The sequence below is a fragment of the Ruegeria sp. S263 genome, assembly GCF_056780525.1.
This window is the reverse complement of sequence record NZ_CM165558.1, coordinates 2,722,304-2,745,507: the sequence shown is the minus strand read 5'-3', so window position 1 is coordinate 2,745,507 and position 23,204 is coordinate 2,722,304. Positions and strand designations below refer to the sequence as shown.

22 protein-coding genes are annotated in these 23,204 nt (G+C 56.3%); 11 read left to right on the top strand and 11 right to left on the bottom strand.

What is annotated here, in order from left to right; genetic code table 11:
- Nucleotides 1–3 precede the first annotated feature (3 nt).
- Together ACT2B1_RS13665 and ACT2B1_RS13660 are read right to left on the bottom strand one after the other, a co-directional pair.
- Nucleotides 4–690 carry a hypothetical protein gene (locus tag ACT2B1_RS13665; protein WP_171120557.1) on the bottom strand — a complete coding sequence of 229 codons (687 nt, stop codon included), beginning with the start codon at nucleotides 688–690 and terminating at the stop codon, nucleotides 4–6.
- Between the two features lie 41 nt (nucleotides 691–731).
- A complete protein-coding gene (locus ACT2B1_RS13660) occupies nucleotides 732–1,394 on the bottom strand; it encodes a DNA-3-methyladenine glycosylase I (protein ID WP_481667946.1) in 663 nt (220 codons plus the stop codon).
- A gap of 391 nt (nucleotides 1,395–1,785) precedes the next feature.
- On the opposite strand from ACT2B1_RS13660, the gene ACT2B1_RS13655 reads away from it, so the two are divergent.
- The 11 genes from ACT2B1_RS13655 (at nucleotide 1,786) to ACT2B1_RS13605 (ending at nucleotide 12,480) form a co-directional block, all read left to right on the top strand.
- A complete protein-coding gene (locus ACT2B1_RS13655) occupies nucleotides 1,786–2,736 on the top strand; it encodes an ABC transporter substrate-binding protein (RefSeq protein ID WP_171120561.1) in 951 nt (316 codons plus the stop codon).
- Between the two features lie 10 nt (nucleotides 2,737–2,746).
- Nucleotides 2,747–3,796 carry a quaternary amine ABC transporter ATP-binding protein gene (locus ACT2B1_RS13650; protein ID WP_481667945.1) on the top strand — a complete coding sequence of 350 codons (1,050 nt, stop codon included), beginning with the start codon at nucleotides 2,747–2,749 and terminating at the stop codon, nucleotides 3,794–3,796.
- The gene (locus ACT2B1_RS13645; protein WP_171239689.1) at nucleotides 3,793–5,853 is read left to right on the top strand and encodes an ABC transporter permease; all 2,061 of its coding nucleotides are present in this window, start codon (nucleotides 3,793–3,795) and stop codon (nucleotides 5,851–5,853) included. The genes ACT2B1_RS13650 and ACT2B1_RS13645 overlap by 4 nt, the downstream gene beginning before the upstream one ends.
- A gap of 102 nt (nucleotides 5,854–5,955) precedes the next feature.
- Nucleotides 5,956–6,621 (top strand): NnrU family protein, encoded by a 666-nt coding sequence (locus ACT2B1_RS13640; RefSeq protein ID WP_481667944.1) that lies wholly within the window; start codon nucleotides 5,956–5,958, stop codon nucleotides 6,619–6,621.
- A 69-nt stretch (nucleotides 6,622–6,690) separates the two neighbouring features.
- Nucleotides 6,691–7,212 carry a DUF2478 domain-containing protein gene (locus tag ACT2B1_RS13635; protein WP_171120569.1) on the top strand — a complete coding sequence of 174 codons (522 nt, stop codon included), beginning with the start codon at nucleotides 6,691–6,693 and terminating at the stop codon, nucleotides 7,210–7,212.
- Nucleotides 7,213–7,299: 87 nt separating this feature from the next.
- A complete protein-coding gene (locus ACT2B1_RS13630) occupies nucleotides 7,300–8,547 on the top strand; it encodes a D-arabinono-1,4-lactone oxidase (protein ID WP_171239691.1) in 1,248 nt (415 codons plus the stop codon).
- Complete coding sequence (locus tag ACT2B1_RS13625; RefSeq protein WP_171239692.1) at nucleotides 8,544–9,665, top strand: alanine racemase; 1,122 nt, start codon at nucleotides 8,544–8,546, stop codon at nucleotides 9,663–9,665. Before ACT2B1_RS13630 ends, ACT2B1_RS13625 begins: the two co-directional genes overlap by 4 nt.
- 227 nt (nucleotides 9,666–9,892) lie before the next feature.
- On the top strand, nucleotides 9,893–10,303 hold the full coding sequence (locus ACT2B1_RS13620) for a hypothetical protein (protein ID WP_481667943.1): 411 nt from the start codon (nucleotides 9,893–9,895) through the stop codon (nucleotides 10,301–10,303).
- Nucleotides 10,239–11,141, top strand: coding sequence for a terminase large subunit domain-containing protein (locus ACT2B1_RS13615; protein ID WP_481667942.1), 903 nt, complete (start codon nucleotides 10,239–10,241; stop codon nucleotides 11,139–11,141). Before ACT2B1_RS13620 ends, ACT2B1_RS13615 begins: the two co-directional genes overlap by 65 nt.
- Nucleotides 11,138–11,956: a hypothetical protein gene (locus tag ACT2B1_RS13610; RefSeq protein WP_481667941.1), complete on the top strand. Its 819-nt coding sequence runs from the start codon at nucleotides 11,138–11,140 to the stop codon at nucleotides 11,954–11,956. Before ACT2B1_RS13615 ends, ACT2B1_RS13610 begins: the two co-directional genes overlap by 4 nt.
- On the top strand, nucleotides 11,956–12,480 hold the full coding sequence (locus ACT2B1_RS13605) for a hypothetical protein (RefSeq protein WP_481667940.1): 525 nt from the start codon (nucleotides 11,956–11,958) through the stop codon (nucleotides 12,478–12,480). Before ACT2B1_RS13610 ends, ACT2B1_RS13605 begins: the two co-directional genes overlap by 1 nt.
- A gap of 866 nt (nucleotides 12,481–13,346) precedes the next feature.
- Here the strand turns inward: ACT2B1_RS13605 and ACT2B1_RS13600 are convergent.
- The 9 genes from ACT2B1_RS13600 to ACT2B1_RS13560 all read right to left on the bottom strand — a co-directional run bounded on the left by ACT2B1_RS13600 (nucleotide 13,347) and on the right by ACT2B1_RS13560 (nucleotide 23,157).
- A complete protein-coding gene (locus ACT2B1_RS13600) occupies nucleotides 13,347–14,252 on the bottom strand; it encodes a glycosyltransferase (RefSeq protein ID WP_481667939.1) in 906 nt (301 codons plus the stop codon).
- A gap of 851 nt (nucleotides 14,253–15,103) precedes the next feature.
- Nucleotides 15,104–15,373 carry a hypothetical protein gene (locus ACT2B1_RS13595; RefSeq protein WP_481667938.1) on the bottom strand — a complete coding sequence of 90 codons (270 nt, stop codon included), beginning with the start codon at nucleotides 15,371–15,373 and terminating at the stop codon, nucleotides 15,104–15,106.
- Entirely contained in the window at nucleotides 15,370–17,613 is a 2,244-nt protein-coding gene (locus ACT2B1_RS13590; protein ID WP_481667937.1) for a DNA polymerase, read from the bottom strand. Before ACT2B1_RS13590 ends, ACT2B1_RS13595 begins: the two co-directional genes overlap by 4 nt.
- Nucleotides 17,610–19,280, bottom strand: a complete 1,671-nt coding sequence (locus ACT2B1_RS13585; protein ID WP_481667936.1) for a hypothetical protein — start codon at nucleotides 19,278–19,280, stop codon at nucleotides 17,610–17,612. The genes ACT2B1_RS13590 and ACT2B1_RS13585 overlap by 4 nt, the downstream gene beginning before the upstream one ends.
- Nucleotides 19,281–19,370: 90 nt before the next feature.
- Nucleotides 19,371–20,228, bottom strand: coding sequence for a bifunctional DNA primase/polymerase (locus ACT2B1_RS13580; protein ID WP_481667935.1), 858 nt, complete (start codon nucleotides 20,226–20,228; stop codon nucleotides 19,371–19,373).
- Entirely contained in the window at nucleotides 20,225–20,671 is a 447-nt protein-coding gene (locus tag ACT2B1_RS13575) for a hypothetical protein (protein WP_481667934.1), read from the bottom strand. The genes ACT2B1_RS13580 and ACT2B1_RS13575 overlap by 4 nt, the downstream gene beginning before the upstream one ends.
- Nucleotide 20,672: 1 nt before the next feature.
- Nucleotides 20,673–20,924, bottom strand: coding sequence for a hypothetical protein (locus ACT2B1_RS13570; protein WP_481667933.1), 252 nt, complete (start codon nucleotides 20,922–20,924; stop codon nucleotides 20,673–20,675).
- A 245-nt stretch (nucleotides 20,925–21,169) separates the two neighbouring features.
- Nucleotides 21,170–21,727, bottom strand: a complete 558-nt coding sequence (locus ACT2B1_RS13565) for a hypothetical protein (protein ID WP_481667932.1) — start codon at nucleotides 21,725–21,727, stop codon at nucleotides 21,170–21,172.
- Nucleotides 21,724–23,157, bottom strand: a complete 1,434-nt coding sequence (locus tag ACT2B1_RS13560; RefSeq protein ID WP_481667931.1) for a tyrosine-type recombinase/integrase — start codon at nucleotides 23,155–23,157, stop codon at nucleotides 21,724–21,726. Before ACT2B1_RS13560 ends, ACT2B1_RS13565 begins: the two co-directional genes overlap by 4 nt.
- Nucleotides 23,158–23,204: the final 47 nt, after the last annotated feature.

Here is a 23,204-nt window from a genome sequence, read left to right as displayed (position 1 = left end):
TTTTTAGCGGCAGATGCCTTCAACCTTTGCCTCGGACCAAGGGATAACCACGGCTCGTTCCCGTTCTTGCTTTGGCAATGGCGACAGGTCGAAATGCTGGCCCAGCATTTCGTGCAACCGCATTGTACGCGGAGCGGTCGGGTCCAGCGCCCGGCAGCACACATATTCCTCGACAATCGCGCCCTGTTGTTCAAACCCGTAGGAAAGGAAATCAGGCGAGGTATCCAGATCAAACAGGTAGGGGTCCTTGTTGCCGCCATGCTCGGCCGCCGCCCGCAAGGGGTGATATCCCGTTGTCTTGCGGTTCTGCCACTGCCAGACATGGGTCAGTTCGTGGGCCAGAAGCATCGCGGCGATCAGGTCCATTTGTTCCGGAAAGTCAGACATATAGTCTTCCAGATACCATTCGCGTGTGAAGTAGACGCGATTGAACAGGGCAACGGCTGCGGGTTTCGCTGTTACAACACCTTCCTCAGCCGGGGGTAGAATACGTTCCCGGCAGGCAAGGCGTGGTCGCTTTTCACGATAAAACGTAATTGGCGCGACCGGGGCGCCCTCGACCAGTCGCACGCTTTCAAGATTCAGCGTGTCGCCCTGAACAGCGCTGGCAAAGGCTACCTCCTGATCCGTCAGCGGCCGTCCACAGGAGGCAAACAGCAATAGAAACGTCATCAAAATAAGGCGCATCATGTTCAAAGCCTAGTGCGTTGCAATCACTCTGTAACCCGTTTTCATACACTCATTGCCAAAACACGGCTGATTTCGGTTAGCGACCGGCCCGATTGGTCCATCCAGACATTGAACGCATCCTGAACGGCAATCATCGCTTTCTTGGACGTCGGGGCCTTGTCCACAACCCCTTCTGCAATCAGCCGGGCGGTCACGTCCTGCGAAAGGATGAAACTGTCGCGCCCGGCAAACCGCATGGCGTATTGGGCCGAGGCCCCACCCAGACGCGACCCTCGCTTGCCCAGCATCGTTAGCAATCCGATGAAATCTGTCGAAGGCCATCCGCCCAGCACCTTGCCTGCACCCCCTTCTTGCCGCAGTTCAAGAAGAAAGGCCGCATTGTCTCTGACGGTCGCGATTTTTGTACCGTTTCGCACGATTCGGGTGTCTTGCAGCAGCGAGTCGAACTTTTCGTCATCCATGAAAGCACAGCGCCCGACATCGAACCCATCAAAGGCCGCTTCAAAGCCATCCCATTTGGCCTCAATGACTTTCCAGTTGAACCCAGCCTGAAAGATGCACTTGGTTATGATCGCAAGCCAGCGGTCATCCGAAACCGCAGCAAGTTCATCTATGGTTTTGGGTTTGCTGAGTTTTTGATCCAACGCGCCGTGACCGCCATGCCGTTTAGCTGCTATGGAAAAGATCTCGTCGAAATGATGCATAAAAAACGCCCTCCGACCTCAGGGTCGTGTTTATGTGCCGGTGATGCAAGGCATGTACGGAAGATCAATTCTTGGGCGAGGGTCAGAAAATCACTCAATACTTAAAAGAAATGCTCGACAAACTGTACGATTTTGGTTTGTGATTGACTCGTCAATCAACTTCCCGCCTCGATGAATATGGCGTAAACACAAGGGGTGGGGCGCGGCGCATAGTGAAAGGCGGGGAATCAGGTGGGATTTCGATCATGGCGACCCAGCCATGCATCAAACTGTTCACTTTCCTTTCCTAGCCAAATTTGTGCATGTTGCGACATGGTATTGTCATGCGACAAGCTTTCCGGCGTGCGATCGCGCCGGTCTGGGCAAAGAATAGAAGACAGGGAGAATGTCGATGAAAAAACTGAGTGTAAGCCTTTTGGCGATGACGGTAGCCGGATCTGCATACGCAGCCGATATGGGCGCTGTGGACGAACCGATCAAACTGGCGATCAATGAATGGACCGGCCAGCATGTCACGACACATGTTGCCGGTGAGATGCTCAAGGCCGCGGGCTATAACGTGGAATATGTCACTGCAGGCATGATGAACCAGTTCCAGGCGTTGGCCGATGGCGATATCGATGCAACGCTGGAGATCTGGTCGTCGAATGTCTCGGATGAGTATGCCAAAAAGGTTGAGGAAGGCACCGTCGTTGAAATCGGTGATCTGGGCCTCGATGCCAAGGAAGGCATTGCGTATCCCGCGCACGTGGCCGAACTGTGTCCGGGCCTGCCTGCCTGGGAAGCCCTGAAAGACTGCGCGCAGGTCTTTGCAACTGCGGAAACGCTGCCCGGCGGTCGTTTGGTGGATTACCCGGCCGATTGGGGCACCCCCGGCGCGGACCGGATGACTGGCCTGGAACTGCCGTTCAAAGCCGTTCCTGCCGGGTCTGAAGGCGCGCTGATTGCCGAACTGCGTGCCTCGACCGAGCGTAAATCGCCGTTGCTGATCACTTTCTGGCAGCCGCATTGGGCGATGTCGGCCTATGACGTGCAATTCGTCGAGCTGCCAGCAGGTGAAGAAGCGTGCTTTAACGACCCATCCTGGGGGCCGAACCCGAACGCGGTAAACGACTGCGATTTCTCGCCCTCCCGCATCTTCAAGGCAAGCTGGAGCGGCATGGAAGACAAATGGCCTGCTGCTTATGAGATCCTTACCAACTATCAACTGGCGGTCGAAGACCAGCAGCCGATGATGGGCGCGATTGACGTCGACGGCGGTAAAGTTGAAGAAGTTGTCGCGGCATGGATGGCCGAGAACGAAGGCAAGTGGCGTCCGGTCGTTGACGCAGCAACGCAGTGAGCCAGCCTAAGTGACTGACGCTAAAATGCCAGCCATCGCCTGCCAGAACCTCTGGCAGGTTTTTGGCCAAGGTGCTGACAAGGCCCTGACCGACGCGCTGTCTCGGTCAGGGAATGACGCCGACAAGGCCGCCTCGGATCTGAGGGAACATGGCTTCATCCCTGCCGTGCAAGACGCCAATTTCGAGGTCAAAGAGGGCGAGCTGTTCGTCATCATGGGCCTGTCGGGCTCAGGCAAGTCGACGCTGATCCGCTGTATCTCGCAATTGCTTCCCGGCACGGGTGGCGAAATCTGCGTGGATGGTGAGAATGTCATGGGCGCGTCGAAAAAGGTGCTGACGGACTTGCGCCGCAAAAAGCTGGGCATGGTGTTCCAGCATTTCGGCCTGTTCCCGCATATGACCGTTGCCGAAAACGTCGCTTACCCGCTGCGCGTGCAGGGCGTGGGTAAAAAAGAACGTCTGACCCGCGCGCAGGAAGTGATCTCGTTGGTCGGTCTTGAGGGGCGCGAGGACAGCTTCCCCCGGCAGCTGTCCGGTGGTCAGAGGCAACGTGTGGGCATTGCGCGGTCTTTGGCCGTGAACCCCGATATCTGGTTTTTGGATGAGCCGTTCTCGGCACTCGATCCCCTGATCCGTCGCCAGTTGCAGGATGAGTTCCTGCGCATTCAGGCGACGTTGAAGAAATCCATCGTCTTTATCACTCACGACATTCAAGAGGCGCTGAAGCTGGCCGACCGCATCGCCATCATGCGCGATGGCAAGATCGTTCAGATCGGGACACCGACGGACATCGTTCTGCGCCCGGTCGATGACTATGTGCGCGAATTCTCGAAAGACGTCGCCAAGGGCCAACACGCCAAGGTCGCCTCGGTCATGCGTGATGAATCCGAGCGTGGCCCGGATGATCCCGGTTTGACCACCAGTATGACGCTGGACGCCGCGCTGGCGCATTGCATGGAGCTGTATGAGCCCGTACCTGTGCGGGATGAGGCAGGCAATATCGTTGGCACGGTCCACCCGTCCGACCTGGCTGCGGCACTTCAGGTGGACGAGACATGACCGCGATGACCGACGTTCCCGCGCAGGCGCGTCTAACGATTGGGGCCAAGGCCGCGCTTATTACCGCTGTGGTCGGCGCGCTGTGCCTTGCGCTTGAGGGCATTGCCCCGTGGTTGGTCAAATGGCCCACCGCGTGGGAGCTGCCCGCAACCCAGTGGGTCGGAGCCTTTCTGGACTGGTTCCTGAACGGCATCAAACCGGCGATGCGATTGTTCTCGGACCTGATGACCTATCCAATGGATGCGGCCAATTTCGTGCTGGGGAATACCCCGTGGCCGATCCTGATCGGGCTTGTCACCGCGCTGGGCTGGTATCTTGGCGGGTTGCCCATGGCGGCGCTTGGATTTTTTGGCCTGACATTCGTACTTGCCTCGGGCTATTGGGCCGAAAGCATGAACACACTGGCGCTGGTTGCTGTCTCAGTTCCCGTGGCGCTGGTTGTGGGGGGCGGGATCGGTATTCTTGCCAATGAAATCCCCCGCGTGAAGAGTTTTGTTCAGGCCGTGCTGGATGTGATGCAGACGGTGCCGACCTTTGCCTATCTAACGCCGCTTTTGCTGCTGTTCGGCTTTGGCCCGGTGGTGGGTCTGATCGCCTCGGCCATCTACGCCGCACCGCCCATGGCGCGGAACGTGATGCTGGGGCTGGAACGGGTAGAGCCCGAAATCAAAGAGGCTGCCATCATGTCTGGCGGCACGCGGTTCCAGCAACTGTTTCAGGTGGAAATCCCGGCGGCGGCAACGCAGATCATGGTCGGTGTGAACCAGTGCCTGATGGCGGCGCTTTCGATGGTGATCATCGCGGCCGTAATCGGTGGCTTCAATGATATCGGTTGGGAGGTTCTGCTGACCATGCGCAAGGCGCAGTTCGGCGAATCCCTGATGGCCGGTCTTGTGATCGTGGTCTTCGCCGTCGTCATCGACCGGATGAGCGGGACGTTGGCGACCGAGCGCAAACGCTATGACCAGCGTGTCGTCTGGGCGGTTCTGGGCTTTACCGTGCTGTTCACGGCCGCCTTCTGGCTGTGGCTGCCGAACCCGTCCGAGCTGACCCTGCTGGACCCGATGGCCGAGGCGATCGACAGTGGCCTGACCGCCTTTACGCAGGCCAACGGCCCGTGGCTGGATGCGCTCAAGAACAATTCTCTGTTCTACGTGCTGCTGCCGCTGCGGATTGGCTTGGATCAAGCGGTGCTGCCCTTCACATGGGGATTCCAGTGGACGCCGGGCATGAGCTATGGCCTGTTCATCGTTGCCGCCGTCATCGCCGCGCTGATGGCATGGCGCGGGCATCTGACCGGAGGGTTGGTCGTGCTGATCCTGATCGGCATGTTGGAAACCGGCATCGCAAACCTTCCGTGGCCCTTCGTTCTGACCGGGGCTGCCGCGCTCAGCTATGTCGCGGGCGGCTGGCGACTTGCGGCGCTCTCGGTGGGGCTGCTTTGCACCATCCTTGTGTCAGGCCTGTGGGAGCGCGCTTTGCTGTCGCTCTACCTCAGCGGTGCGGCGGTGTTTTCCTGCGCCGTGGTCGGCGGGCTGATCGGTCTGGCCAGCGCCGTATGGGAACCCGTCTGGAAAATCGTCCGACCCGTTTGTGACATGCTGCAGACGATCCCTTTGTTCGTGTTCCTGATCCCAGTGCTGATGGTGTTCCAGATCGGAGAGTTCTCGGCCTTTCTTGCGATCTGCGCCTACGCGATCGTGCCAATGATCCGCTACACCCGGCATGGGCTGGTCAACACGCCCGAGGAAATGATGGAGGCCGCGATCTCTAGCGGCGCCACCGAGTGGCAGATCATGCGCGATGTTCGTGCGCCTTATGCTGCGCCGACCATTCTGCTGGGGCTGAACCAGACGATCCTTTATGCCTTTGCGATGCTGGTGATTGCGGCGCTGATCGGGACCACCGGTCTGGGCCAGTCGATTTATCTGGCGCTGGGGCAGGCGGATGTCGGGCTTGGCATCTCGGCTGGTGCTGCGATGGCGATTCTGGCGCTGATCGCCGACCGCATGGTGCAGGGCTTTGCCGAAGAACGCCGCAAGGCGCTGGGATTATAAAAGGGCAGGGGCAGCGCGACTGCCCCGCCCCCGACTTGATTTCGGACAAGTTTCGCCCAGCCGCGCTGCCGTAAATCAGGTGCAGAATATACGGAGTCTATGATGATGGGCTGGGGACCTTTCTTTGCCGCGCTGATTGTATTTCTTCTGAGCCATATGATTCCAGCCCGGCCCGCTGTGCGCGGGTATCTGATCTCATTGCTTGGTCGGCGGGGGTATTACAGCGCATATTCTGTCCTGTCTCTGGTGGTTCTCGTCTGGCTGATCGTCGCAGCCGCCCACGCGCCTTATGTTGAGGTCATTCCGCCACTCGCGATCCTGAGGTGGATTCCGCTATTGTGTATGCCCGTTGTGTGCTGGTTGGCTGTCAGTGGTGTGTCTGTGCAAAACCCGTTCTCTTTCGGTGGCTTGGGTCATCGTCCGTTTGATCCCGAGAACCCCGGCATATTGCGCACCACCCGCCACCCTGTTCTGGCCGCCCTGATGCTGTGGGCTGTGGCACATCTGTTGGCCAATGGCAGCTTGTCACATGTGATCTTGTTTGGTTTGTTCGCTGGATTCGCAGGCATGGGTATGGCTGTGATTGATCGCCGCAAATCTCGCGAGATGGGGCCGGAATGGGTCCGTTTGTCCCGCAACACCGCGCGGCTGTCTCTGCGGGTCCCGCAGCCATGGCCACGTGCTTGGGTTTGGGTCGCGTCGCTGGCGGCGTACCTGGTTCTGCTTGGTGCGCACGAGTCTGTGATCGGACTTTCACCGCTGCCATAATGCAAAGAGTGGTCCGAGGGCGACTTGCGTGCTATCTGGAATGTCACAGTTTTATCAAGGGGTCTTTGAATGTACCTGGCCTACGTAACCACGACAGAGCGTGGCGCAACCGATCGACTGCTTAGCGCGGCTGCTGAGCAGTTGCTGAAAACCGGTGCACAGCTAGCGGGTGTCGTGCAAACCAACACCGAATGCGCGGACAGCAGCAAATGCGACATGGATGTTCGTGTTTTGCCCGCAGGCGAAACGATCCGCATTTCGCAGTCGCTGGGCGAACAGTCGCGTGGATGTCGTCTGGACCCCGCCGCACTAGAGCAGGCCGTGGGGTATGTCACTTCTTCACTGGCCGATGCACCTCAACTCTTGGTCGTGAACAAGTTCGGCAAACACGAAGCCGACGGGCGCGGTTTTCGCCCTGTTATCGCCGAGGCGCTTGCGCTGGACATTCCGGTTCTGGTTGGAGTGAATGGGTTGAACAGGGAAAAATTCGAAGCCTTCACCGATGGGGCCGCCGAACAGATCGCACCCGAGGTCGACGCGATCATCGAGTGGTTCGCCCGCGTAACAGCAGAGCGCGCGGCGGCCGCCTGATCTTAGTTGCCGTTGGGTAACCTGCTGGAAACCTGACTTGTTTTGGGGTCGATGTGCTGCAATCCTTCAATTGGGAGGAGATTGCAGATGTGGACCAACTGGGCAGGTGGCCAAAGCTCAAGCGCACCCATATTGCGCCCTTCTACCCTTGCCGAACTGCAACACGCTGTCGCACAACCTGACGGTATGCGCGTTGTTGGTGCGGGGCATTCCTTTACGCCGATCGTGGCTGGTGCGGATCGCATTCTGGATTTGTCCAACTTGAATTTACCGACATTGGGACAGGTCAGCGAAGACCGTGTCTGGGTAAACGCCAACGCGCGTTTGCGCGATCTTTCTCCGGCGTTGGCCGATCACGGGTTGGCCTTTCGCAACCTTGGGGACATCAACGCGCAATCGCTGGCGGGTGCGGCCGCGACCGCAACACACGGAACCGGCCGGGAATTACCCTGCATTTCCGCCGAAATCACCGCGGCCAGTTTTGTCGGGGCATGTGGAGACATCCTGTCGACCGAGGATATCCCCCTTGAGATGGCTCAGGTCTCGCTTGGGTTACTTGGCGTACTGACCGACGCGCAAATCGCCGTAATTCCGAAGTATAGCCTGCGTCGTCGTGTAACCTTGGTACCGCTTGAAGAAACGATTGCCAGCATGCACCAAAAATGGGCGGAGTTTCGGAATTTTGAGTTTTTCTACATCCCCTTCACCGGAAAGGCCGTTGAGATTTGCCATGAAATGACAGACGCGCCCGAGACCAAGGCCCCGCGCGATCTGGACATGATTGCGGTCAAGGTGCTGAAGCTGGCTAGAAACGCAGGACGCTACAGCAGCGGTCTGCGCAGTGCGCTACTTAAGCTGCTGACTCTGGCCCAGTCGGATGAGGATTACGTCGGCGAAAGCTGGCGCGTGCTGTGCAGTGATCGCCACATTCGGTTCAATGAGATGGAGTATCACCTGCCGCCCGATGTCGCCGGGGATGTGCTTAGGGATGTGTTCACGCGTCTGCACCGTGACCATCCGGACATATATTTTCCGATTGAGGTCAGGCACACCGCGGGCGATACGGCCTGCATTTCTCCGTTTCAGGGTGGCCCGCGTGTTTCGGTTGCGATTCATACCGACGCCGCCGAAGATCACACGCGTTACTTTGCCGACATCGAGCCAATACTCCTTGAGGCCGGAGGGCGCCCGCACTGGGGTAAGATCCATAGTTTGACGTATAAAGAACTTTCGCGCCTGTATCCCGACTTCGACCGTTTCTGCGCGGTGAGAGAGCAATTGGACCCAAACGGAAAGTTTCTTACGTCCGCTTTGAACAAACTGTTCCGACCATGACGGCGGAATACCTACAAAACTTGTCCGCAGCGCTGCGTGACTATGGGGTGGATAAACCAGTGGCCGTGGTCGATCTTGATCGGCTCGACGCTAATTGTTCTCTGGCGGTTAGTTTGGCTGCTCAGGGCTTGGCAAGCCGTCTTGTGGCCAAATCCCTCCCATGTCTGCCGTTGCTGGATCACATTCGGGCGAAAGTTCCGGCATCAGGGCTCATGACCTTCTCCGAGCCTATGTTGTCGACGCTGCTGGACGCAGAGCCTGATACTGACCATTTGATCGGTAAGCCTTTGCCAATCAGTTCGGCGGCACGTGTACTGAAAAAGAACCCGACCGCGGCGGAACGTGTCCAATGGCTCATCGACACGGCTGAAAATCTGGATGCCTATCTGGGGTTGGCCCAAGCTCTCAATCTTCGGCTTCGTCTGTCGCTTGAGGTTGATATCGGCCTACACCGGGGCGGGTTGCGTCCTGAAGACATTCCTCAGATCGCGCAACGTATTGGCAGCCATCCCTATGCGACGTTGGCCGGGGTCATGGGGTATGAGGCGCATCTGGCCAAGCTGCCGCATGTTCTGAAATCCCGCGCCATGCGGTCCAGCGCAAGCGCATTCCAACGTGCAATAGTAGGGCTGCCAAATGCGGGTGAGGGGCTTTGCCTGAATACAGGGGGCAGCCTGACGTTCCAGTCCTATGCTGCTGGCAGCGCCGCAAATGAGGTCGCCTTTGGGTCCGTTCTGGTCAAGCCCACGGACTTTGACCACCCGACGACGGCAGCATTTCAACCAGCGGCCTTTATCGCCTCGCCAATCCTGAAGGTGATACAGGGCAACGCATTGCCGGGTTTGGACTTTCTGCCCAGATGGAAGACGGACTTGGCGATATTTGGCGGGCATTTTCTGGGACAGCCCGTGTTCCCAGACGGTTTTTCCTATTCGTCGATTTTCGGCCGATCAAGCAATCAGGAAGTATGGACCGGTCCCTTGGATTCCAGCGCGATACCTGGGGACATCGCCCTATTGCGACCAACGCAAAGCGAGGCGGTACTGAATCAGTTCGGGCCGCTTTTGGTTTTGAAAGGGGGGCAGGTGGTGGATGAATGGCAATGCCTGCCGAATTAACGGCCTGTTGAACTTTTTCACCATCTGAAGAAGATGGTGGGCGACCCTGGAATCGAACCAGGCGTGCGTCTCCGCGAGGGAGTTACAGTCCTGAGGATATCCCAATAAAATATGTGTCTTTACGCATCTGTTTCGGTAAGTATTCCGTATTTTCGCGTGCGGCACTTCGGTATCATGTTAAAAGTAGCGGGAGTACCGGCGGCGTTTACGGGAAAATAGCGGCACCTATGGCGAAAAACTCGACATCCTTCAAAAAGGGCGATCCTCGGACGATAGCAGCGGCCAAGAAGGGCAAACGTGGGCCTGCGTTGGGCCTCGATCCCGGCGTATGGGAGGGCATACAACGGTTAGCCCCGAAAGCATTGGTGGCCATCGAAGAACGTCTAGATGTCGATCAGGATATGACTGCGGCGCGTATGGTTTTGGATCGTGTTGCATCCACCGACCTGATCAAAGATGCGGAAATGAAAGAGGTCGTGTCTGCGCTTCAGGCGACGATTGCGGATCTGACTTCGGAGGTCGAAAGGCTTCGGACTGAAAACGCGCGTGTCACATCGGAAAGGGACTTACTGCATGAAGCGGTCAGCCAAACAACGAAACCTTCTGGAAAGCGCACGCCAAACACTCGCGCGAACTAAAGCGTTTCTAGAATCTGGCCAGGTAGCCGATCCTGTTCACTGGGCGGAAACGGCGCTGGGCTTCGATTTGGAGCCGTGGCAACAGCAAATCATGCGATCAGAAAGTCAGCGTTTGGTTGTCGTTGCAGCTCGGCAATGCGGAAAGTCCGTAATCTCGGGCGCATTGGCGGCACACCGGGCATTGACGCGACCGGGATACAGAATTGTTCTGGTGGCCCCCAGTTTTAGACAGTCGAGCCTTCTGGCCGACAAAATACATGACGCCCTCATCGGCTCCGATGCGGAAGTCAAAAGGGTGAAGGAAAAGTTGACCTTGCCCAATCAATCGACAGTGACAGTCCTTCACGGGGATAGATCCTCAACCCTGCGCGGGCATACGGCGGACCTCCTGATCGGGGACGAACTGTGCTTTTGTAAGCCTGAAATCTATCCGGCGATCTTGCCGATGGTTGGGTCGACACGCGGGCGGTTTATTGCAATCTCCTCACCAAACGGACCGTCAGGCATTGTTTATGACATGGCCAGTCAGGATGGCGTCGAGTTTATGCGCATTGCGGCGGACGACGTGGCGCACTTCAACCCCGATGTGATTAGGGAAATACGCGGTCGTCTCGGGCCTGCGTTGGCCCGTCAGGAATTGGATGCTGAATTTGTAGCGTCTGCGTCCTCGGTATTCGATGCGTCGGCGCTGGACGCAATGTTTGCCCCCGATGTGGATCTGAAGGTCGAGGGTGAGGATATCCCTGCGCAGGAGACGGCACTGGAACAGCGGTTTCGAAAACTTCAGCAGGACGAAGACAACGACAAACGTCGATCAATGGGGGGGCCACGGATATGAGACGACGCAGACAGATCAAACGGGATCGTATGCATGGCCGTATTTATGCGGTTTCAGGCGGTCAGCCTAACCAACCGTTGGTATGCATGGTTGCTGATGTTTTCTGGGGCGAGACACATGACGATTGGCAAACCTGGTTAGATCCACAGGTGGTGGCGGTGCAGAAATGCTGGTTTGCGGCAAAAGATCATGCGGCCCTGCGCAGTTGGATCAAAGCGGACAGGCAGGCATGGCGGGATGAAGTTCTGACGCGGGAACATCTGCCCGTGATCATTCTGTTAGATGTCAGCCAGGCACCGGCATCGGCGGAACTACTAGAACCCCTGCGTGACGGTCAGACCAATATCACCGCGATCATGTTGAATGCGGGCACTGACAATGCGCTGGTAAACACGAGACAGGCGCAATCGGCGACGACATCGGTGGGTGCAAAGTGGTTGATCTCGCACTTTGACGGGCGTGTCGCAAAAGATCCTGCGCAAGCACTTCGATACAGCCGCCCCTATGTACCGGATCGGATTGTCATGTCCTTCGACGATTTCATCGACGGAGATCCTCCGCTCATGGATCGTAAAGACATTAGATCATCCATGTCTGCGGCGGAAAGTTTGCTGAAAAAGGCTGCTAATGCGGATGGCGAGGCGCTGTTGTCCTTATCAGCCGATGAGGTCACCGCTTCGGCTGTTATGTTCACGCTTTTGGCCGCTGATATGTGTCGGCCTTCGGCGGACTATCAACCGCCAGGGTCCAATATCTATGACGGTATGCATCCGGAGGAACGGCGGCGTGCGGCGGCTAAGTTTACGTTGATCTGATGCGCATTGCCGCCACCGATGTTGGCCAGAAAATGGACCCAACGGCCCATGTGCAGCTTAGGTTTGAGGATGATATCTGGGTGGTCGAGTTGGTGCGGCAGTTGCCCCTTCAGGCATCGTTCCGGGAAATGGCGAACATGCTTCAACCCGATGTGGACCGCGTTTCGCACTGGGCATTCGATTCTGGCGGAACAGGACAAAGTTTTTCGGAGTTTGTCGACACGTCCGGCCTACGTGCTGCTGTTCCTATCGTGATATCCGGCGGAAAGGCAAAGCCCCATGTCGTGAAAGGTCGTGTAATTGCTTCAAAAGCTGGACTTATCTCCGGGCTTCAACAAATGATGTATCACCGCGAACTGGTCGTTCCTCAAGATTGTCCTGGTCGGTCCGTCCTTATGGCCGAAATGCGGAACTTTGTGCGCAAACCTCATGGTCGGCACACGAAAATAGAAGCCGCTGGCAATGCCCATGACGATACCGTCTTGGCATTGGCAATGGCGGCACTTTTGGCGCGAAGGGTGTAGTAATGCGGAAAAAGTATAGCATTGAGATTCCGTCGCGTCTCAGTCCGGAACAATATTTGTATCAGCGGGTGCCGTTCCTCCAGGTCACGGATGCATTGGGGCACACGTATGCGAGTTCACCGGGACAGCGTAGCGATTTGATCCGTATGGCGCGCAGGTGGTTGTGCTTTGGGCAGGACATGGTGTTGGTCGCAACCTATGCTGGTTTTGACGCTGACATCGTCAGGCTTTGGGCAGTCAAACAGCGTGATCGGGGATGGCCGGACGCAGTCGCACATCCACAACTAGACGTTGCTTAGGCGTTTTTACGGAACAGTTAGGGTTTGTGAGCGACCTCCACCCGATGTGGTGGGGAATGTCAGGGGATAGACCCTCCCACGGTAGGTTGCGAACAGTTACGAACTAGGGTCAAGTAAATGTTTACATAAGGTCGTTCACGTCGTTCACGTCGCTCACACGGTTGATTCTAAAGGCGAAATTTGTGAGTGACGTCTAGAAAGGTCACTTACACTGACTTGTTCGAAATTTGGCCAGAAGCCTCCCCTTAACCGCACCGCCGGTTCCAACATGTAGGTGTCTGCATCTAGCATTGAGGGAAAGCGGCTTAATTGGTCGTTCCAAAGACGTACATAGCCTATGAAACTACTTGGTAACATCAAGAGTCTTAGGGTTTGGTACCAAGAATGGGTCACGAGAAAATCGCCAAAATAGGTCATAGAGCTCATATTGGCGCAAAATGGGACGAAATGGCTGCCTTGCAATTTCAGTTTTAAAGTCGAAAAGGCCTTCAGCCTCATCACATTTGTTGAGGACCATAGTCTGATCGGCATCGCTAAAGTCAAACCCCTTTGTAAGGGATTCTACTACTAGTCTATTAGCTTTCCAATCCGAGCGGATTGCTGCATTGACCTAAGCTTTGCCTCAAATTTCGCCTCCGGCAAAGACTCGCGAAACAGTTTCGATAGCAAGATGTCCCCAGTATACAAATCTTCAATAGACCAATCATGGAGCCATCCAAGTGGAGCCTTCTTTATTCCAAGTTCTGGAATAGCCCTCGATGGACCACTAAAGGGTCTATGAAACAACATCACAGTCAATGCCCGATTGGTTAACACATCGCTAGGTTCTAGTGTTCTGGACATGAATAAGTGCTGTCTCTCTGCCACGATTGCATGTGCGTATTCTTCCGGAAGGATCAAACAACTGTCGGGATTTCGCTCTACAATTGGTGTCAGGCACCAGGCTCCAATTTCACCCCAACTAAAAAGAGTCCTTTCAGCCAAAGTCTCTTCGAGTTTCTTGGCATACTCAGTTATTATTGGGTTTCCTGGCATCGCTCCTAGCAGGCCAATTGAGATATGCCGTTTCGGCGCCGAGGTCCGCCTTACTGCCAAAAAACCATATCTCTCGATGGCCTCGAGGAATGGAGCCAGCGTTCCCATTGGTAAAGAATCTATATCCGAATACAGTCCACCGTAACGAGCTAACAGCATTGTACGTATGAAAGCTGTTTTGACAGCAAGCGTTGGTTTGTGGGTCTCGGTGTCCGTAGTGACCTTGGATATATTGGTGTGAAGATCGGGCAAAAGCTTGGGCAAGTCTTGTGGCGTGACGACCTGAACATCCAAGTCTTGACAATTGTGCCTGATGGCCATGTGACAAAGCACAATGTAGGGTGGAATGGTCTTGCCTTCCGGCGTTTCCCAATACAGCCAGAGTTTTTTTAAGGTAGAGTTTTCTCCAGTTGCACCCGGGTAAAGATCACCTTCCATTCCAGTTCCTCGTATCGACTTAAGTTTACATTGTGTTTCCAACTTCGTCATTTCGACTTGTTTTATATGAGTGAGTGCTTTGGGCGCTATCTATCTCTCGATAGCGCCCAAGCAATGCATCGCGAAAAAGCTGGTGTTGGCAAGACGCCGATTTAGTTGGCATAGCGGCCCTTATGCTTTGCTGCCCCCTTCTCCGTGCGACGTTCCCGATGATCGCCCGACCGTATTCATTCACGGTAACATCCTCAACCGCCAACTTGGAATGCTCGCTAGTTCGGTGCTTGCGCAGAGGTTCGGTTAAAGTCGCTCTGTCACCATTCAAAGGCAACGAATACTAAAAAAAATACCCCGCACTGGGGCGGGGACTGGGGCGGGGTTAGTCAACTCACGTAGGGTTTCAGAGGGGAAGCAGAAACCGTAAGTAATACGCGTTATATCGAAAGCTGGATTTCAAAAAAGAAGCTGCACCCCGCACGGAGGCGAGGTGCGGACACTCACGAGACGATCCCGGCTGGGTATCGGGATCATACCTACTACGGCAAATGTTTGAGATTGGATCAGATTGCCCGTGCCGCAGTTCAGGGCTACCAACCAAAGTACAGGCATTGTCCTGTCCATAATAAACCAGACGATACGACATACGGTTTTAAATCCTTGGCGGATGAACAACAGCATGCTGCGACCAAGAGGCTTGATCGGCGAGCGATACGACTGCTAAATCCAGCGGAGGATGTTCTACTGGAGAGTTTTAAGAAGCCAGTTCCCACGGAAATAGCAAGTGACGATGAAAAACTATTGTTAAGAGAGTTGTTTTTTGAGTTTTTGCTGGATAGTAGGCCGGTTAAGATTTTCTAAGATCGAAAAGAGGGAATGTCTTCGAGTTCGGCGACGGTCCAGCAGTGGTTGCCGCAGACGGGATGCGTGCAGTTGTCGTCTAGATGCGGGCCGTCGGGACAGCGATCACAGGGCGGGCGCGTGGACATGTGGACGGTTGCACGGCAGTCCTCGCATTCACCCCCGATGTAGTCGTCAGGGTTGCGCTTGAGGTAATGCTGGTCGGCGGCGTCCAGTTCGATCACGACGAGACTGCCGCAGGCGTGACAATCGGCAAAGCGTTTCATGCTTCCTCCTGTTCTGGGGTTATTTGCGCCAACCAGTCGTCGACGCTGTACTGAGTGCCCCAGGTCGGGCCGACTGTGGCCTCAACCAGTCCGGTTGAAGGGGCATCCGGAAATGTTTTGCGCCATGCGTCGTGCATGGCCTGTTCGACAACGGCGATTGTGCGCCTCACAAGGCCGACATCGGTGGGCGCCTGTAGGACCAGTTCGTCGTGAATGACGGCACACAGGAGGACATCAGATCCGCTCAGAGCGGCATCGGTTTTGATGGTCGCCCTGTGCATCAGTTCGGCGGCTGTGCCCTGGATCGGCGTGTTCAAGGCTTTGGTGAACGAGAATCCGCTCAGAGCGTCCCGGCGCTGATATGCGGACATAGCCTCGACCTCGCGGTCGGTGTGCGCTGAAACACCCCATTGCCAGTACCAACGACGCCCGAGACGAGTTTCGACATATCCTAGCTGACGGCATTCAGCGGCGTGCGTGCGTTGCCAATCTCGCACCCCGATGTAGTTATCAAAAAATGCGTCTCGGGCCTGACCAGCTTCATCAAGCGATAGGTGGACGCCATATCCGTTGGCGGCATAATCGCGAAACCCGGCTGGCCCCATTCCGAAACTCAGGCCGAAGTTCAACGCCTTTGCCAAGCTGCGGTCGTGCTTATCTACATCGGTTTTGCCGGTCACCGCGCGGGCGGTCTGCGTATGAATATCTGCACCTTCAGCAAAGGCTTTACGCAGATCCTCGTCACCGGAAATCTCGGCCAGAATACGCAGTTCGATCTGACTAAAATCTGCGGTAATCAGAACATGGCCTTCGGGTGCGCAGAATATATCGCGATACCCACTCAACAGCGGATTGCGCTTTGGCTGGTTCTGGATGTTTGGGCCTGATGATGAGGATCGGCCTGTGTTCGCTCCGGCAATCCAATAGCTGGCCCGAACACGATCATCTGCACCGGCTATGTCTGCCAGCGGTTGGCCATAATTTGACAGGGCTTTCTGCCATGTCCGCAAAAGGCGCAATGTGGACGCACCAGGCAAGACGCGCTCATACTTTTGCAGCACGTCTTTGCCGGTTATGAGTTTGCCGGTCTTTGTCCGTGGCCATTTGTGCAGAACATCATCGGGCACAGTCACCTCGATGTATGCCGCTATCTGTGCGGGTGTTGGTCGGTCACTGGTCAAATAGCCGCTGGTTTCTTGTACAAGTCGAGTGGCACAGGCATCGCGTTCCGTTTCCCAATCATGGGTTTTCTGGGCGTGCAGATCGCGGTCGAGCAGAAGGCCGTTGCTTTCCATCAGAGAAACAGCGGGCAGAACTTCATCAAACAGGTTTTGAACCGTCTCGGCCTGCGCATCGAATTCCCTGCGCTGAACGGCCCATATTTCATAGGCTAGAACAGCGTCGAGGGCGGCATATCTAATCTGATCCTCGGAAAGTTCGTCAGTGGACCAATCGCTGGCCCCTAGTCCCTTCGGAATTGCAACCCCGAGATGGTTTTTACATGCTTGTGCGAGGCCGACTTTCGTTTGCCCGTTCAAAAGCGTGCATGCGCTCATCGTGTCATAGACGCGGCAATCCGGCTCGATCCCTTCGCGGGCCAGCATGCGCAGGTCAAACTTTGCGTTGTGTGCGGCCAGGGCAGGGGCTTTCCGGAACAGTTCGGACAGCACATCCCATCCACCGTTCAGCGCGTCGAACACATAGATTGTGTCGCTTCCTCCGGTGAACACTGAAAGCAGTCTCGGGCGGGCGCGCAAAGGATCGAGGGCTGCGCCTGCGTCACCGGTCTTCGGTTGGTACACGGCGGGTGTACCCTTCAATGTCAGCTTTACTTCGATGAACGAGACATACTCGGGCAACGGCATGGTTTCGGTGTCAAAGCAGATCACACCCGTATTTTGCGCCTCGGACAGAATACCCCCGATGTGGTCCTGTGCTTTGTCTGCGGGCACGTAAACGATATCGAAAGGCTCCAGGAGGGCGTCCACACGTTTGCGGCCCTCGGGGTTTACCTGCGGGCGCACAATGTCATGCACCTGGACAGGGTGGGCCATAATCCAATCGGCGGCGTCAGGGTCGTTCTCACAGGTCGCGCGAATATCCCCGTTCGGGTGGCGTTCGAGCATGCCTTCGGCTTTGCGCAGGCGTTTGAGGGCCGTCGTGGGATCTGTTATCCGCAGGGGAGGCTTTGTTTTATTGGGCTTTCTGCGTTTAAGCACAGGAGTTTTCGGTAAAGTCATGCTGGACCCCCTGATTTGGATGGGTCGAGCGTCAAAATGATGTCGTCGACGTTGGACCGGTCGGGCCTGCGGCTATGGAACACGACACGAATGCCGGCGCGGTCGAGCAGACCTTCGCAACGGGACAGCTTTTCACGAATTGTGCGGTCGGTCGGCCAGTCCTTATCTGCCCGCACCGATGTGGTCACATAGGGGGCAACAGCGGACACCAAGTTATCTGCACCGCCCTGCCATACGATATTTCCGTCTGCATCGGTGGAAAGGCGAGGTCGACGGACAGCACCGGCGTGCTTTTGTTCCGGATCGTCCGTCCGACGTTCAGCGGCAGACCTGCGGGTTTTGGGGTCCGAGAACAGCGCAATGATAGCCCCGGCCACTGGGTTTGCATCCATAGCGGCACGACGTGAACTTTCCGTGTTCTGCTTCAAATCTTCTGCGACCGTACCGGCGGGCCATAGCCCTTGCATGGCAGGTTCACAGGCGAGGGCGAATTGTCCGAAGTCCGCCATGCGCGGCAGGGACGACAGGTCGACGGTGTCCATGTTGGCCAGCCCGATGGACATCATTTCCAATAGGCCACCCAATATGTGCGGGCGGTCCTCCTCCCAATCGGCCCAAACCGTAGCTTCGGGCAGGCGGTCGCCCTCCGAGACAAACGGAGGGCGGACAGTCAAAGTCCGGCTGGCCAGATCTGGGCGGGTGATAAAGGCCGAGATTCCGTTGGCAATCTGTGGACGCGCGGCGTGGAAAACAGCTTCATCCGCATCGGTGTAAAGCCGTCTCGACCCCAGGGAAGCCCCGGTTGCAACAGCGGCCATGTCGTCGGACAGTTCACCGCTCAGACGGGACACGTTTTCATAGTTGAGGAGATACCGGTTTTTCGCGGCGGCAACGAAGTCTCGGGCGGTCTTTGGTGGGCGCTTCAGCGGTGTCGCACTCGGATCAATGAGCGACGCCAACATCACGGTCATGGTCGATTTAAAACTTCCTTCGCCGCCAAGAAGCGCGAGGATCGGAAAGGGCTTTTTGCCGGACAACACAAATGCGGCAAACAGGAACATAAGCCGCGCCTCATAGGGCGTGCTGGTATTCATGTGTTTTTCAAACAGGCGGAACGCGGTTGTCGGCTTTTCCCAGACAGGCTCGGGAAGTTCCTGCATGTGGGCGGCGCGCACAAAGATCACAGGGCATTCGGAATATTGCAGGATCTTCCAACCGGTCGGCGCAACCTGGATAACGCGCCACGGATCACCCCCGATGTCGATATAAACATGGCCCTTGTGGCGGGCGGCACGGATATGAAAGTCCTGCGGGTCTGAACCGTCGGTGCTTATTAATGCGGACAGCGTGTCGGACAGTTCGGATAATTGATCCTTCTTGAGGACACTACGGAACCTGCGCAGGCATGCGGCCCTCGCAAACTTTGCGAATGCGGCACTATCCAGTTGATATGTGCGCATGTGCCCGAGGCGGTTTGTATGTATCAGGACGACGTCGTCGGATTTGTTGCGCGTAAACCCGAAACCGTTTTCCGGATTGAGGAGGAGGGCGACCATTTTGTTGACTTTGCCGCCGTCACCTTCTGCGTCTTCGGTCGAGTCGATCAGCATGTCTTCGAGCGGGGTTGTGGTCGTCTCGTCGTCTGGGGCGAATGGGTCGTTGGGCATTGGGATGTTCTCCGACGGACCCTGTGTCCTACGGGTCGGCCTTATTTATTGGGGTTAGACGGACCAGTTTCGCTAACCGGTCCGTATTCGTTATCTGGAACCCTGATTCAGGACGTATTCGGTGGTCCGTTCGATGTAATCGGGGTCGTCTGCGGGGCTGAGATAGTCGAGCAGGTCCGGCGCGAAGACGGACAGAACGTGCATCAACTCGTCGGGTTCTCGATCACATCGGGCGGCAATGTTCATCAGCGTCCAGAACGCGTCATGGCGGCCTTGCGCGTCGGCACAATTGGCTTCCTTGGCGATTGTCTTTGTGGCGATAAACCAACCCAAATGCTTCAGGTCATGCCAGCGGTCGAACCATGTGGATGCGGTAAGCCGCACATTCGCCGTCCGTGCCGCCCGATGCGCCTGGATAATCGGCATCATGTCGACCAGAGCACGGTCCAGAGCGTCTGCATTCACCAACGGCAAATCCGCAGAATCCGCAGGAATGTCCAACGGCGTCGGCCCCTCATAGTGGTATGGGCGTTGGGTCTTCGGGTGGATACCGAAACCAACGATCAAACCTGTGCCCGAAAATATCTCGACCGGGTTTTTCCTTTGCGACCGGATATCCCCGGCACTTCGGTACAGCGCCACAAACTTTGGAGCGGACCCATAGCGGACGATTGGCGTCACCCCGATGTGGGTTTCCAGTATTTGGCGCACCTGGTTGGCGGCGTGCCTGTCTGTGATATCAACATCTACGGCCAGATTGGTCGGTTGCAGGGCAATCCCGACATTGTGGTCGGGAAAGTCACGTTCCATGCGCAGGAGTTCAATTTCAGACCAGAAGCGCTTGTTTGCGGTGTTCCAGCCCCGCATTGCACCGCCCTTCCCGACGGTGGGTACAGGTGGCCAGCCCATGTCCTGCAACGGGCTGGCAATCTCGGCAATTGTATTCATGCCGAATACGCGTCGTTAGCTGGGTGTGCGTCGACCAGCACTTTTGTCGGCGTGCCCCTGATCAAACGGGTGCCCACCTCAATCGTGACGGTTTTGCCGACACAATCAGCGAGTTGATCGTCGGCATATTCGCCCTGTGCGCCGCAGGCCATGATCAAAGAGTTGACGATTGCGCCGTTCTGCATGTAGTAGCGTGCGCCCGAATCTGGCCCGTCGGTCACCAGGGGTGCGGGCAGGAAAACGCTGTTCTCGTCGATGGTGAACGAGACGTTCACCAGTTCGTTGCCATTCGGGTTTGTGTCGATGGTGGCGGATTTCACATCCAGCGTGTGCAGACCGTCTTCGAGGTCGACGGCTTTGACACGGCTTCCGAAGGCTTTGCGCTTTGCGGGTTTGGATTGGGTGGGATTTACAGTGTGGAGACGACTTTGGGGTTTAGGCATTTTATGCGGCCTCATCAGGTGTGATTGATTGGGATTTGAGGAATTCGTCGATAGCCGCTCCGTCGATAAGCAGGCGGTTACCAACACGGCGGACGCTATTGCCGAACGCACCGCTGTGGATCAGTTCCATCAGCTTTGTGCGGCTGCAGATGTAGCCGTCGCTATCGGGGTTTGTGAGTTCCGGAACGCGCCAATTGCGGTGGCCATATTGACCGTCGCGCAGGTGTGGACCGGTTTGGTCGGTTTTGGACACTGGTGTGTACCTCCTACTAGTTACGAACAGTGTCCTTCCTGCGTAACTGAGGTACGGATATGAAAAGGGCACACCGCTAGCGGTGTGCCCTAAATAGTGACGTTGTGAGTGACCCGACCGGACGTCACTCACAGATTATGCGTGTAAAAACAACGCTGTGAGCGACGTGAACGACGTGAACGACCTTTTGTAAACATTTACCCGAGGCGAGTTCGTAACTACCCGTAACCTACCGCATCGGGTGGTCAGTCCAGTTCGCCTGCATCCCTGCGACGGATGATTTCCTTCATCGCCCTAGCAATGGTCTTCAATTGCGGAATATCGCCCGTTTTGAAGTGCACGTCTCCGTTGCGGACAATGGCGTTCTGCACGCGCTGGGCGGCCCCTCGGCCACCGTCACCCCAGTCGTCGACGTACTTAATCCAGTAGGCATTGAATCGTGCGTCTTGGGTAGCGTTTGCCTTGGTTGCGCCCGTCTTTCTCGGGGCGACATACTTTGTGTCCATGTCGTCCAGCTTTTTCGTAAAGCCGAGGCCGTCTTCGACGTGCTTTTCGCGAAGATCACCATATTTGCTGTTAATCTCGGACAACGTGTTGCGGGTGTGTACATAGTCGGACGTTGTGCTTCCCAGGGCGTATTCCAGGCGCTCGATATGCTGACGATACACCCCGATGTGGTCGAGTGCTTCCTCAAACGTCTGCGGCGCGTGTGTGATCCCTGCGACCATTTTCCGGTAGCGGTTGGGATCGTGGTTATCTTCATCTTCGCCGACCAATACAAAGATTTTCGGTTTGTCCGTCATGCCACCGCTCCGTCGAATTTGACGACATTGTCGTCGGCCACGCCTGCCAGTGCATTTGCCCACCGTTGCCACGCAATGCGCGCCGGTTCCTTCAGTGTCGCATGATTGTAAACGGAGTCGATATTCGACTTTGCCGGTTTGTGGTTGGTACAGCGGTTGCGTACCTCCAACGGAATAGTCTGTTCCCCGGCCCATGTGGTGAAAGCGTGACGTCCGTCATGACTACGGTACTTTGCGTCAACACCCAGGGCGGCACGATTACCCCCGATGTTTTTGGACAAAGTGTCGGACGAAATATGCTCGTCAGGGTATTTCACGCTTGGGAATACCCACACGCCATCTGGATCGTCCGCACGGCGCTGTTCCAAAATCTCGACGGCCTGATCGCTCAAATAGATAATATGCTCCATACCGTTTTTCGTGCGCTCGGGCGGCAATTTGATCTGCCGCTGGTCGAGATTGACTTCGGCCCACGGCAAATCGGTGATTTCCGAAATCCGACAGGCGCACAAAAGCTGAAGGCGTGCGGCGTCACCGTAAAGCGGCCCCAATACATCGGGGGCACGATCATACAGATTGCGCGCTTCAAACACGTCCACCGCACGGTTGTTGGCTTCACGGCTTTCCAGTGTGCCGATGGTCAGCAAAGGATCGGGGTATTTGTCCAGATCCAACCACGGCTCGGGCAGGGCAATACGCTTATTCCGGCCAAACGCTGTGTTGTACATGGTTGTCACAACGGTCAGCAGCTTTTCGGCCTCGCGCGGTGCCCGTTGGCTCAGTTCGAGGATAATGACGCGCAGATCCGGTCCGGTAACCTCCATGACGGGCTTATTGCCGATTGCTGCGTCGATATACTTCATCAGCAGGCGGCGGTCGCCCTTTGCGGAACTAGGCCGCTTTTTGACGTCAACGTATTCCTCCAGGAACTTAGTCACGAGTTCGGACATGGTCATGACGGATTCAGCGTCGAGGTTAAGCAGGCGCTCGGCAGGTATCGCCCGATGTCTGCCGTCCTTCTTGATGCTGAAGCGGACAGTTCCCCTCCGGCGCAATTTCCGCAATTCGTTAGCAGTCTTCCTGGCGTCGTCGATAGATGTCTTCGGATAATCCCCGATGTAGCACTCAACCTGGCGTGTCGATCCTGGTCCGTCTGTTGTGCGGAAATACCAGCGGAATGCGTCCTGACTTCCCCGGCGCATGATCAGGCCGCGTGCGGTTGGGTCGGTGATACACTCACCTGGTTTCATGTTTAGATAATCTTTGTCTTCGAGTTCGGCGAGTTTGCCGTTCTCCCCGATCTCGATAGCGCGTCGGACTGCGGCGTATAGTGCGCCACTGGTTAAGGGCAGAATCTCGTCGCTCAGACGCGCGGTTGCTTCTGCGTTGTTGCGAATCTTGTCCGCTTTGTTACTTCCCTTCCTGGGCATGCTGGTTTTCTCCTAATGATCAGCGTGTCGGCCTCGGTGCGAGTACC

Excerpts from the sequence above, each read along its gene's own strand:
- ACT2B1_RS13645 (WP_171239689.1), top strand. The coding sequence starts at position 3,793 with ATGACCGCGATGACCGACGTTCCCGCGCAGGCGCGTCTAACGATTGGG.
- ACT2B1_RS13565 (WP_481667932.1), bottom strand. The coding sequence starts at position 21,727 with ATGACGGACAAACCGAAAATCTTTGTATTGGTCGGCGAAGATGAAGAT.
- ACT2B1_RS13605 (WP_481667940.1), top strand. The coding sequence starts at position 11,956 with ATGCGCATTGCCGCCACCGATGTTGGCCAGAAAATGGACCCAACGGCC.
- ACT2B1_RS13665 (WP_171120557.1), bottom strand. The coding sequence starts at position 690 with ATGATGCGCCTTATTTTGATGACGTTTCTATTGCTGTTTGCCTCCTGT.
- ACT2B1_RS13620 (WP_481667943.1), top strand. The coding sequence starts at position 9,893 with ATGGCGAAAAACTCGACATCCTTCAAAAAGGGCGATCCTCGGACGATA.
- ACT2B1_RS13615 (WP_481667942.1), top strand. The coding sequence starts at position 10,239 with ATGAAGCGGTCAGCCAAACAACGAAACCTTCTGGAAAGCGCACGCCAA.
- ACT2B1_RS13595 (WP_481667938.1), bottom strand. The coding sequence starts at position 15,373 with ATGAAACGCTTTGCCGATTGTCACGCCTGCGGCAGTCTCGTCGTGATC.
- ACT2B1_RS13640 (WP_481667944.1), top strand. The coding sequence starts at position 5,956 with ATGATGGGCTGGGGACCTTTCTTTGCCGCGCTGATTGTATTTCTTCTG.
- ACT2B1_RS13560 (WP_481667931.1), bottom strand. The coding sequence starts at position 23,157 with ATGCCCAGGAAGGGAAGTAACAAAGCGGACAAGATTCGCAACAACGCA.
- ACT2B1_RS13575 (WP_481667934.1), bottom strand. The coding sequence starts at position 20,671 with ATGCCTAAACCCCAAAGTCGTCTCCACACTGTAAATCCCACCCAATCC.
- ACT2B1_RS13580 (WP_481667935.1), bottom strand. The coding sequence starts at position 20,228 with ATGAATACAATTGCCGAGATTGCCAGCCCGTTGCAGGACATGGGCTGG.
- ACT2B1_RS13635 (WP_171120569.1), top strand. The coding sequence starts at position 6,691 with ATGTACCTGGCCTACGTAACCACGACAGAGCGTGGCGCAACCGATCGA.
- ACT2B1_RS13625 (WP_171239692.1), top strand. The coding sequence starts at position 8,544 with ATGACGGCGGAATACCTACAAAACTTGTCCGCAGCGCTGCGTGACTAT.
- ACT2B1_RS13610 (WP_481667941.1), top strand. The coding sequence starts at position 11,138 with ATGAGACGACGCAGACAGATCAAACGGGATCGTATGCATGGCCGTATT.
- ACT2B1_RS13660 (WP_481667946.1), bottom strand. The coding sequence starts at position 1,394 with ATGCATCATTTCGACGAGATCTTTTCCATAGCAGCTAAACGGCATGGC.
- ACT2B1_RS13600 (WP_481667939.1), bottom strand. The coding sequence starts at position 14,252 with ATGGAAGGTGATCTTTACCCGGGTGCAACTGGAGAAAACTCTACCTTA.
- ACT2B1_RS13655 (WP_171120561.1), top strand. The coding sequence starts at position 1,786 with ATGAAAAAACTGAGTGTAAGCCTTTTGGCGATGACGGTAGCCGGATCT.
- ACT2B1_RS13630 (WP_171239691.1), top strand. The coding sequence starts at position 7,300 with ATGTGGACCAACTGGGCAGGTGGCCAAAGCTCAAGCGCACCCATATTG.
- ACT2B1_RS13590 (WP_481667937.1), bottom strand. The coding sequence starts at position 17,613 with ATGACTTTACCGAAAACTCCTGTGCTTAAACGCAGAAAGCCCAATAAA.
- ACT2B1_RS13585 (WP_481667936.1), bottom strand. The coding sequence starts at position 19,280 with ATGCCCAACGACCCATTCGCCCCAGACGACGAGACGACCACAACCCCG.